Origin of the sequence: Streptomyces sp. NPDC058964 (genome assembly GCF_042741275.1) — a bacterium.
Classification (GTDB): domain Bacteria; phylum Actinomycetota; class Actinomycetes; order Streptomycetales; family Streptomycetaceae; genus Streptomyces.
Window position 1 is genome coordinate 1 of record NZ_JBHYKH010000323.1, and the last position, 10,233, is coordinate 10,233.

Below are 10,233 nucleotides of genomic sequence, written 5' to 3' on the forward strand. Positions count from 1 at the left end.
ACCTCCTGGAAGGAACCCGGGTCCAGCAACAGCTCGATCCGCTCCCGGGCCGTCAGCTTGCCCTTCGCGTGCTGCGCCTGCGTCGCCTTCTCGCTCGGACCCGCCAGCGCCTGCGCGCGGATCGCGTGCAGCTCTGCCACCCGGCCGCGGATGTCGGCCGGACCGGTCTCGACCGGAGCGGAGTCAATCGTCGTTGACATGTGGTCAGGTTCCTTCCTGAAGCACCGAGATCCGTCACTGCCAGCTGCGCGGGGCCCGGTAGGAGTGCGGCCTCCTCCACCACCGGGATCCGTTGACCGGACGCCCCGCCTCGCTCTCCTGCGCCTCCGCATACAGCGCGAGCAGTACGACGGTGAGCGCGGCCAGTTCCTCGTCGCTCGCCTGCCCGCGCTCGATGCGCAGCGCCAGTTGTGCTTGGCCCGATTCGCCCATGCCCTCTCCTCCAGCTTTTGGGACACCGTCGAACGGGCCGCTCGAAAACCACTCCTCCCCGACTCGAGAACCGGTGTGAAAAGCGCTTACGGCACTTTTCACACGGGGTCCGTGCGCGCGGGGGTGAGAGGGCGGCGGGAGGTCAGGGAGCGAACAACCCCCTCCACCCCGGGCCCGACCCGCCTGACAGCACCGTCGCCCACGGCACCGGACCCGTGCGGAACGGATCCCGCGCCACCGCCTCTCGCGCGCCCACGGATCCCACCGGCCTCGCGCCACTGTCACCCGGCCGGCCGGCCGGACCCCCGCGCGACCGGACGCGCGGCCCAAACACGCCGCGCGAGCAGACGCAGGGGGCCCGCGCCGGCGGCCACGGCGTCTGCATCCGGGCGTGGCGGCACGGCTGACCCGATCCCGTGCCGTCACTCCTCGTGCAACGGCCCCGCCCCGCAAGACGGGCGCCGCACCACCGCTCCGCGCGTCGGCGAAGTCCCCCCGGCCGGGCCGGCCGCCGCAGCACCCCGCCCCCGGGCGCCCGCCCCGGTCACAAGTCCTTCGCGCGCACCGACCTCAACCCCCGGGCGAGGGCCTGGGCGCTCGCTCCGGTGCCGCCCACTCCCGTCATCACCACGGCCACGGCCAGGTCCGGCTCGTCCGGTCCGCGCCGGGCGATCTCGTAGGCGGCGCTGCCGCCGGGGCCGCAGCCGCCGAGGACGAGCCGGCGGTCCGGGGCGAACATCTCGCGCAGGACGGAGACGGAGACATCCGCCGGCCCCTCCATGCGCAGCACCACGATCCGCTCGGGCCCCTGGTGGTCACGGGCGAGGACCTCGTAGGCACCGGGCGGAACACCGGGCACCGCGATGAGACAGATGACGTCGGACAGCGGTTCGCCGGGGCGCAGCACCGCGAGGGCGAGGCCGCGCGGCGCGGGCGAACGCGGGGCCACCCGGGGGACTTCGGATGCGCTCAGCGGCTCCAGCACCTGGGCGACCGTGCACTGCGGGTCCCGGTGGTCGGGCAGGGAGCGCAGCAGTTGCACGCACTGCGACAGCGTCGCCGACGCGTCACCGTCCGCCAGGCTCGCCCGGTCGTACAGACCGGTCAGCAGCAGCCCGCCCTCGGGACTGTGCTGGGCGACGAGCGTGAACGGCAGTGCCGTGTCGCCGCTGACGCTCTGCGGGACGTCCACCTGGACGCCCAGTTCGCGCAGTTCGGTGAGCAGCGCCTCGGGCAGTTCGGGCCGGCTGTCGAAGACGACGACCGTGTCCGTCAGGTCGCCGTCCTCACCCCGGCCGCTCCAGGCACGGACCCGTTCGGCGGGCACCCACGCGTGTGCGATCAGGTCGAACGCGGTGTCCCGCACCTGGTGCAGCAGTTCGACCAGGGGAGCCGCCGGATCGACGGTGACGGTCATCGGCAGCGGGTTGCCGAGCAGCCCGGGAATGCCCGCGGCGCCCTGCATCGGCACGTCCCGACCGGACAGGTGCACGCCGAAGCTGACCGGCACCGGCCCCTCGGCTCCGGCCGCCCGGTACAGGAGCAGGGCCCACACCACGTGCAGCGCACTGCTCTCGCCGACGCCCCGCATCGCCGCCCAGGACCGCAGTCGCGCGGTCTGCGGGGGCCGCAGACGGCGTTGCAGCCGGCCGGGTCCGGTGTGCCCGGTGGGGCCGCCGGGGCGGCCGGACCGGACGGCCGCGCCGGGTGGGGGCGCGGCCGCGGACCAGAACGCGCGTGCCGTGCCGGGGTCCTGACGGGCCATCCAGCGGGCGTGGTCGCGGACGTCGGGCCGCCGTTCGCCGCCGGGCAGGGTGCCGTCACTGACATACGCGCGGAAGAACTCGCGCAGCAGCAGATGGACGCCGCGCTCGTCCAGCAGGGCCCGGTGGTAGGTCAGCAGCACCCGCACCGGCGCCCGCTCCGGCGGCAGCCGGTCCTGCGGCGACCAGTTCTGGGTGAACCAGTCCTGCGCCGCGGGCCCCGGCGGCGCGTCGAGCAGGGTAACCCGCAGCATGCCGGGCCGGTGCAGGTCGAAGCCGCGCGCCCGGTCCCGCTTCACCAGGTCGCCCCAGGTGACGGTGGAGTGCGCGTGGCGTACGACCTCGATCTCGGCCCGGTCGTGCAGGACGAGGCGTGGTGCGGCCGTCCAGTCGAACGACGCCCGCAGTACGGCCTCGCGGTCGACGAGCGACTGCCAGGCCGTGGCGAAGCGGGACGTGTCGAGCGGTCCGGACCAGTTCCAGAAGAGCTGCTCGACATGGCGGTCGGGCGGTCCGGACGCGGCGGCGAGGATCAGCTCGCGCTGGTGCCCGGTGGCCGGGACGATGCCCTCGACGCCGGGCAGCAGGGCCAGTACGTCGGCCAGCAGTTCCGCGGTGAGCGGCTCCTGCCGGTCGTCCCCCGGCCCGGTGGGCAGGAGGCTCAGGCTGTGCCGTCCGCCGTCGTCGTCGACGGTGACGGAGTACGCGCGGTGCCGTTCGGCGAGCCGGGCCGCCACGCTCTCGGCCTCCGCGGTGCCCAGCGGCCCGCACAGCTCGAGCACGAAGGGATACCGGGGCGCTGTGCGGCCCGGCTCGTGTACCACGGCGAGGACGGTGTCCTCGGAAAGGTGATGGCTGCTCATCCGCTGTCCCGGGCACCGAAACCCGCCGCCACGGCGAAGAGGACCGGCTCCCTGCCCCCCTTTTCTGCTCGTTCCAGATCCTTTTCGGATCGTTTCTGCGCAAAGTGTGCCCAGTGTTCCGGCAAACCCGGCGCATCCGGTTCCGACGGGCCGCGCGTCCCGCGCGCCTCCGCCGGCACCCGCGCCCCGCGCGGAGCCGACACCGCCGTCGGCCCCGCCGGAGGGCGCCCGCGCGCCGCGTCCCCGGCCGCCCGGCAAACGGGCCGGGGCTCGGTGCCCGTGTCCTTCCTCATCGGTCCCCGGAGCGCCACCGCCCCGGTGACCCCGGCATGCCCACGGCCTTCGCGAACACCGGGTCGTCCTGCGACGGAGCGTCCCCGGGGCCGCGCGAGGGCCGGTGGGCGGTACTCACCAGATAACGCCCCTGGACGACATGGGCGGCGAAGGCCCACGCGCGGGCGCCCTCGGACTCCTCCGCCAGGCTGATGCGCCCCTCGCCGTCGCGGCGGAAGCCGAACGCGGCGAAGCGGCGCCGCATGCCCTGTCCGAGGGCCTTGGTGTACGCCTCCTTCAGCGTCCACAGCTGCAGCAGCCGCAGCGTGCGCTCGGCCTCGGGCAGCGTGGCGAGCGCAGCCGCCTCCGCGGGCGTGCACACGTACTCGCCCAGCAGCTCGAAGGGCGCCTGGCGGCCGACGGGTTCGGCGTCCACCCCGATGGGGCCCGTGCCGCTGACGCCGACCACGATCAGCTCGTCGGTGTGCGCGAGGCTCAGTTCGAGCTCCTCGCCCAGGCCGCGCAGATGGGGCCGCCCGCCCGGCTTGTAGGCGAGGTCGAGGACGTCGGGAGGCACCTGCAGGGCCGCCCCGGCCGCGTACTTCATGACCACGCGGGAGACGGCGAAGCGCAGCCGCCCGACGGCGGCGCGGGTCTGCCGGTAGCGCGGCCAGTCGTGCCCGAGCAGCGTGCGCAGCCGCGGGTCGAGCAGGGTGACGGTGAGCCACTCGCCCCAGGTCGTGTGCACCACGGCGGCCCCGGTGGACTCGACCGCGTCGGTCACGGGCTCCCACGGCCCCTCGGGGCCGGCGATGTGCAGGGGCGCCGGCAGGGGCGGTGCGAGGTCTGCTGTGCCGGTCATGACCTGGTCCTCGTGTCCCTCGTCGTCCTCGCGGCCGCTCACCACAGCGACTTCGTGGCGTAGACGTCGCAGTCGAGGTCGCGTCGACCGCGCTCGGCCAGTTCCGCCCATACGTCCTCGCGCGGGTCGGCGGGCACGGGCGGCCGCGGGACGCCGAGCCGTTCGGTGATGCGGACGAGGGCGAGCAGGGCCCAGTCCGGGCTGCTGAGGAAGGTGGTGTGGCCGGCCGCGCGGCGCACGCCCAGCACGGCGGCGGCCAGCAGCACGAGGGCCTGACGGTCCGCGAGCGCCCGCGCGGCGGGGTCGGCCGTCGAGGCGTCGGCCGCCTGCAGGGACGGCAGACGCAGCATGCGCCGCTCGGTGCGCAGCCGGCGGGCGGCGCGGGCGAGCGCGCCGTCCTCCGCCTCGGCGGGCCGGGCCGCGGCCGCGGTGGCCAGCGCGTCGGCCAGCACGTGGTGGCATCCGGTGCCCTCCGGCAGGAGGTCGGCCCCGATCCCGGCCGGATCGCCGATCCTGAACAGCGCGGCGGTGTCCGCCGGGGGCTGTCCGGTCCCGGCGAGGTCGGGCAGGGCGGCGACGAGCCGTGCCCGGCAGGCGGCCGGGTCGGGCCACTGTCCGCCGGCGGCGAGGTCGGCGGTCACCTTGGCGAGCGTGCGCTGCTCAAGGCTGCCTGGCGCGAACCCGGTCTCGTTCAGGACGAGTTCGAGGTCGTTGTGGATGTCGGCCACCACCTGCGGGACGACGTATCCGACCGTTGCGGTGAGCACGGCGGTGGCCTCGGCGGGCAGGACGAGGGAGCGCAGCGCCACGGTCGTCAGGCTCTCGCAGGCCAGCAGGTCGGCGAAGTCGCCGGCGAGCGTGCCGTGCCACTGCCGGACGGAGGGTTCCTGAGGGCCCAGTTCGGCGACGACGCGGGTGGCCGTGCGCAGTACGGTGGCCGTCGCCGCGATCAGTGCCGCCGGCCCGAGCAGCGCGGCCAGTTCGGCCGGACGATCGGGTGCCGGGCGGGTTCCGTCGGCCGCCGCCGGCAGCACGCGGGTGGCCCAGGCGTGGCCGAGGGCGAGGTCCCGGCGGAAGAGCGGGCGCAGCACCCGTACGAGCTGGTCTGCGGTGGTGAAGTGCCCTCCGGCGGCGCGGGGCAGGAACTCGGCGCGCAGGTCGGCTGGGGCAGGCGGACCGTCGCTACCCTCCAGGGCGGTCAGCGCGGGCAGGCCGTAGCGGTTGGCGGGGTCGGCGGGATCGCCGAGCTGTGCCTCGAGCCGTACCGTGCGCAGCGCCACCTCGACGGGCGGCGGCAGTTCGGCGTAGACGGCCGCCCTTCGCCGTTCGCGGGCCGGTCGCGGCTCCGCGGTGGCGGTGACGGTGTGCTCCCCGGACGGAGCCGGTCGGGTGAGGGCCATCGGGGGCCTCCTCATCGCAGACGGCGGACGGCGCTCTCCGCATGCCACTTGGCCAGGCCCAGCGCTTCGGTGCTCGCGCGGCCCAGCCACTCGCGCACATACCGGCGGGCATCCGCAAGGACGGCTTCCTCGCCCAGGACCGGGGCCACGGCCTCTTCCCTGAGCAGGACGTGGTGGGTGCAGCCGACCCGCACCCCGGTCTCTTCGGGCAGCAGGTACCACTCCCCCGCGTGCGCCGCGATCAGTTCGGGCGTGACCGTCTCCTTGAACACGATCCGTCCGGCGTGCGGAAAACACAGCCGTACGGCCTCGACGGTGACGGTCTCGCCGGTCTCCTCGGCACAGGTGTCCATGGCGGCGTGCTGCACGCCCGGCTGGTCCTCGGTGACGCTGGTCCACTCGACGTGCGGGACGGTCTCGGCCCAGTTCTCGATCCGGTAGAGGAAGTCGTAGACGAGCTCGAAGGGCCCGTCCACCAGCACGCTGTCCTCGAAGGACAGCAGCAGTTCGTCGAGTTTCTCCCAGTGTTCGGCCATCTCCCGCACCCGTTCCAGCTGGGCGCGGACGTCGGCCTCCGCGTCGTGGGCCGCGGACCGGTAGGGACCGGCCGGCGGCAGATCGTGGCGCAGGGTGACCAGGGAACGCTCGTCGTCCTGGGTCTCGACGGTCCAGGCCCCGGTAGTGGGGGCGTCCGGCCAGAAGGTGTCCTGCTGCTCGAACTCGATGGACCGTGACTGCGGTTTGAGGACGCGCCGGGTGCGTGAGGAACGGACGTGGTCGGCCGTCATGTCCCACATGCGCAGATGCTCGGTGACCCCGTCGAAGTCCATCCGTTCGACGTGGACGTGGGAGGAGAGGAACACCGGCCAGCGGACGGCGTCGGCGAGCATGCCGTAGACGACACCGGCGGGGGCGGCGACGGAGATGGTGTGCTGGGCCGAGTGCCCTCGATCGGACGGCATGCCTGTCCCCCCTCCTCCGTGTGTACTCAAAAGTGCGCCGTGCGCCTTGAGCGGCACTCGAACGGATACGGAGGTGGCGCTCGGGTCGCGCTCGTCCCGGCCGGGCTTGCGGGGTCGGCTCAGCCGATGGCGGTGAGCCGGCCGGACCCGGCGGCGGGCGGCACGCTCTCCGGCCCGGCCATGAGGATGGAACGCTGCAGCTTGCCCAGGGCGGGCGACGGCTCCAGGCCCAGGGTGCGCACCAGGGTGGCGCGCAGCCGCTGGTAGGCGTCCAGCGCCTCGCCCCGGCGGCCGGAGCGGTACAGGGCCAGCATGTACTGGCCGCACAGGCTCTCGTGGGTGGGGTACCGGCTGACGAGCACGGTCAGTTCGGCGAGCAGCTCGCGGTGCCGGCCGAGCCGCAGGTCGGCCTCGATGCGCTGGTCCAGCGCGCACAGCCGGCTCTCCTCGAGCCGTTTGATCTGGGTCTCCAGATGGGTGCCCGCGTGGACGTCGGCGAGGGCGGGCCCGGTCCACAGCGCGAGCGCCTCGCGCAGCCGGTGGGCGGCGCCTGGGTAGTCCTCGGCGTCCATGGCCCGGTATCCCATGCCGGCGAGCCGTTCGAACTCGCGGACGTCGCTGGTGCCTCCACCGCTCTTGAGCAGATAGCCGCCGGGCACGGTCAGCAGGACGTCCTTCGCGGAACGGTCCTCCGGCTCGTCCCCGCTGTCCAGCGCGAGCGTGATCATCTCGCGCAGCTGGAGGATGTAGGTCTGCAGTGTGGGGCGGGCGCTGCGGGGCGGCTTGGCGCCCCAGAGCTCCTCGCTCAGGGTGTCCACGTGCACCACCTGGTCGGCGTCGAGTGCCAGCAGGGCTAACACCTGACGTGGTTTGGGGGCCGTCGGGGTGATCGAGACGCCCTTCTCCCGCACGGCGAGTGTGCCGAGTATGTCGATGTCCACGCCGTCTCCCCGTCGCTGCTGGCTGCCTTAGAGCGGATTCCTAGCAACCCGAGTAAAAAACAGCACGGGCGGTATGTCAATACCGTACCGGCCATCCTGCTTGCCCTCCATCAGCACGCGAGATCTGCTCAAGATGGGCAGGATCTTCTCCGCTGACATGAACATATGGGACACAAAAACAGAACCCGCAGGCCGCCGCATCGGAGGCTTGACCGGCCGATTACCAAACCATGTGCGCTGTTTTGTTTGCGCCGATGGTCACTCGGCGTCGACCTCACCCATTGGCTTGACCAATATGTTCTGGGGCGATGCGGCCAGGCGCGGCAGGATGAACGACCAGAACCGGGCCACCCGCTCCCTCGAAAGCCACTCGTCGTCCACCTCACCGAGCGCCTCGAAACCCACCGTCGCCGCGACGATCGCCGCCGCCGCGTCCTCGGCCGCCACGTCGTGCGCCAACTCCCCCGCGTCCTGCGCCTGCACGACGAGATCGTGGACCCAGGCGCACCACCACTGCGGCACCCCGGCCCCGCCCTCGCGCGACGGATCGCTGCCCAGCTTGAAGCCCGCCCGGACCACGGGGTCGCTCGCGACGGCGGCCAGCAGCCGGCAGGTGGCGTTCACCAGTGACTGCAACAGGGTGTCGGCCGAGGAGAGACAGTGTTCGGCCATCTTCTCGATGGAATCCGCCGCGGCACCCTCGACCTCTCTGGCCAGCGCGTCCTTGCTGGGAAAGTGAAAGTGCAGTGCTCCGGTGCTCACCCCCGCCCGTTTGCTGATCACGGGCAGGGTGGCCAGCGCGTACCCCTCGTCGGCGAAGACCTCGGCCGCCGCGACGATGAGGGCCTGGCGCGTACGAACAGCTCGCACCTGTTTGACCATCACGCCCTCCTCCTGGGCTCGAGCCGATGCGGAAATGATCAGTCCGCTTCACCTTCGGGCCTGCGGCAATCCGTTTCAGCACCTTAGCAAACCGCATGATTGGTTGGTTTGCTAGAGCCGGAGCGGCGTGATCCTTGTGCGGCTCAAGAGTGACACATCGTTAATTTGGCTGCTCACCTCGGGGTAGAGCGCTTCCTATGATCTCCGGCAATGACCTCTGAAATCAACCTGAAAAGAGCATCTCGGTATGTTATGGATTCGGGCTGTAGGGGTCAGTCGGTTCGGCGAGAAACAGATCCGGCCATGACCGTGGTGCGACGAGGAAGTCACGGGGCCACTGTTGACGCAGAAAACCAGGTGTCGGGTTTGTTAGTACGCGCGACACGCGCTCACGGAGACGGGGTGATGGGTTCCGCGGGCGAAGGACGCCGGAAGAGATCAGTCCTCGGACGCCAGTGCCTGGGCGCGTTCGACTTCCTGGACGACCCGGAAGCCTCGATCAGGCGCGATGTCCAGCTTGATCAGGGCGGCGGGGGTGGCGATGGCCGGAAGGATGTAGTTGTAGAGCATGGAGATGCGCTCGCTCAGGTCCGTCCAGTTGGCGTACGCCTCGGACAGCGCCTGCATGCCGAGCCAGGCCCCGACGAAGAACTCCGCCGTCTCCTGGGGGTCGATGTGCGGCAGCACTTCCCCCTGCTCCTTGGCCTCGGCGATTCTCTTGCCAACGACCTCCATCCATGCGGGCCAGGCGCTGCCGAACAGGGCCCGCCCCTGCAGGTCCGCGGAGAGGCGGATGCCGGCCAGCAGGATGACCTCCTTGGGTATCCGGTAGGCCAGCGTCATGCAGATGTCCACCCACTCCTGCAGCTTCAGCTCGCGCGGCACCCAGTAGTCGCTGGTGATCTGGGCTTCGATCACTCCGCGCGCCAGGGCCTCTTTGGAGTCGAAGTGGAAGTACAGGGCGCCCTTGGTGACCCCGGCCCGGTCAAGGATCTCGGCGATGGTCGCCGCCGTGTAGCCGCGCTCGGCGAAGACCGCGGCGGCGGCCTCGATAACAGCGCGACGGGTCCGTACTGCACGCTCTTGCCGCGCCATGGGACCCCTCCTCAATTGAAAACAAAACCGAACGTCAGGTACCTTACCCCACTTCGAGCCCGTTACCCCGGCTCGGGCGAGGGAATGCCCGCACGGCAGGAATATGCCCGTGGACCGGCACGAGAACGAGCCACGCACCGGTCCACAGCAGATCGTCCGGATTCACCAGGCGGTACGGCCCCCGTCCACGGGAAGCGTCGCACCGGTGACGAAGCTCGCCTTGTCGCTGCACAACCAGGCGGCCGTCTCCGCCACTTCCTCGGGGTCCGCGGCCCGTTGCTGCGGTGCGGACCGGTAGGCCCGCTCCTCGGTGCCCGGCGAGGCGGCGAACCACCCGTCGACCATCTCCGAGCGCGTCAGGCCCGGGGCGATGGCGTTGACCCGTATCCCCTGCCCGGCGTACTCCACGGCCGCGGCCTTGGTCAGGCCGATCACCGCGTGTTTGGAGGCGATGTAGGGGGCGCCCGTCGAGGAGGCGACCAGCCCCCCGACGCTGCTGGTGTTGACGATAGCTCCGCCCGCACCGCCCTCGAGCATGGCCGAGATCTCGTGGCGCATGCAGTTCCACACGCCCCGTACGTTCGTCTCCATCACCAGTTCGTACACCTCGTCCTCGATCAGGTGCAGCGGTGTCCTCGCCAGTCCCACACCGGCGTTGTTGAAGGCGGCGTCCAGACGGCCGTGGCGTTCGACGAGGTCCTGCACCATGTGTGCGTCCAGCGGCGCGCGGCAGACGACCACCACCCGGTATATCTCCGCC

General features: G+C 72.0%; 10 protein-coding genes. All 10 read right to left on the bottom strand.

Features of this window, described 5'->3' with window-relative positions; all coding sequences use genetic code 11:
• Positions 1 to 200 (bottom strand): carboxyl transferase domain-containing protein (locus tag ACFW2E_RS31105; protein WP_384470402.1); only part of this gene is annotated, 200 nt, incomplete at its 3' end.
• A 34-nt stretch (positions 201 to 234) separates the two neighbouring features.
• A complete protein-coding gene (locus tag ACFW2E_RS31110; RefSeq protein WP_384470403.1) occupies positions 235 to 432 on the bottom strand; it encodes an acyl-CoA carboxylase subunit epsilon in 198 nt (65 codons plus the stop codon).
• A 544-nt stretch (positions 433 to 976) separates the two neighbouring features.
• Positions 977 to 3,058 (bottom strand): condensation domain-containing protein, encoded by a 2,082-nt coding sequence (locus ACFW2E_RS31115; protein WP_384470404.1) that lies wholly within the window; start codon positions 3,056 to 3,058, stop codon positions 977 to 979.
• Positions 3,059 to 3,347: 289 nt separating this feature from the next.
• Positions 3,348 to 4,193, bottom strand: a complete 846-nt coding sequence (locus ACFW2E_RS31120; RefSeq protein ID WP_384470405.1) for a 4'-phosphopantetheinyl transferase family protein — start codon at positions 4,191 to 4,193, stop codon at positions 3,348 to 3,350.
• 38 nt (positions 4,194 to 4,231) lie between these two features.
• On the bottom strand, positions 4,232 to 5,593 hold the full coding sequence (locus ACFW2E_RS31125) for a hypothetical protein (protein ID WP_384470407.1): 1,362 nt from the start codon (positions 5,591 to 5,593) through the stop codon (positions 4,232 to 4,234).
• A gap of 11 nt (positions 5,594 to 5,604) precedes the next feature.
• Entirely contained in the window at positions 5,605 to 6,555 is a 951-nt protein-coding gene (locus tag ACFW2E_RS31130) for an SRPBCC family protein (RefSeq protein WP_384470410.1), read from the bottom strand.
• A gap of 119 nt (positions 6,556 to 6,674) precedes the next feature.
• The gene (locus ACFW2E_RS31135) at positions 6,675 to 7,496 is read right to left on the bottom strand and encodes a BTAD domain-containing putative transcriptional regulator (RefSeq protein WP_384470413.1); all 822 of its coding nucleotides are present in this window, start codon (positions 7,494 to 7,496) and stop codon (positions 6,675 to 6,677) included.
• A 258-nt stretch (positions 7,497 to 7,754) separates the two neighbouring features.
• Positions 7,755 to 8,378, bottom strand: coding sequence for a ScbR family autoregulator-binding transcription factor (locus ACFW2E_RS31140; protein WP_384470416.1), 624 nt, complete (start codon positions 8,376 to 8,378; stop codon positions 7,755 to 7,757).
• Between the two features lie 438 nt (positions 8,379 to 8,816).
• A complete protein-coding gene (locus ACFW2E_RS31145) occupies positions 8,817 to 9,473 on the bottom strand; it encodes a ScbR family autoregulator-binding transcription factor (RefSeq protein ID WP_384470419.1) in 657 nt (218 codons plus the stop codon).
• A gap of 162 nt (positions 9,474 to 9,635) precedes the next feature.
• The coding region (locus ACFW2E_RS31150) for an SDR family NAD(P)-dependent oxidoreductase (protein ID WP_384470422.1) at positions 9,636 to 10,233 on the bottom strand (598 nt) is incomplete at its 5' end.

Excerpts from the sequence above, each read along its gene's own strand:
- ACFW2E_RS31110 (WP_384470403.1), bottom strand. The coding sequence starts at position 432 with ATGGGCGAATCGGGCCAAGCACAACTGGCGCTGCGCATCGAGCGCGGG.
- ACFW2E_RS31115 (WP_384470404.1), bottom strand. The coding sequence starts at position 3,058 with ATGAGCAGCCATCACCTTTCCGAGGACACCGTCCTCGCCGTGGTACAC.
- ACFW2E_RS31120 (WP_384470405.1), bottom strand. The coding sequence starts at position 4,193 with ATGACCGGCACAGCAGACCTCGCACCGCCCCTGCCGGCGCCCCTGCAC.
- ACFW2E_RS31125 (WP_384470407.1), bottom strand. The coding sequence starts at position 5,593 with ATGGCCCTCACCCGACCGGCTCCGTCCGGGGAGCACACCGTCACCGCC.
- ACFW2E_RS31130 (WP_384470410.1), bottom strand. The coding sequence starts at position 6,555 with ATGCCGTCCGATCGAGGGCACTCGGCCCAGCACACCATCTCCGTCGCC.
- ACFW2E_RS31140 (WP_384470416.1), bottom strand. The coding sequence starts at position 8,378 with ATGGTCAAACAGGTGCGAGCTGTTCGTACGCGCCAGGCCCTCATCGTC.
- ACFW2E_RS31145 (WP_384470419.1), bottom strand. The coding sequence starts at position 9,473 with ATGGCGCGGCAAGAGCGTGCAGTACGGACCCGTCGCGCTGTTATCGAG.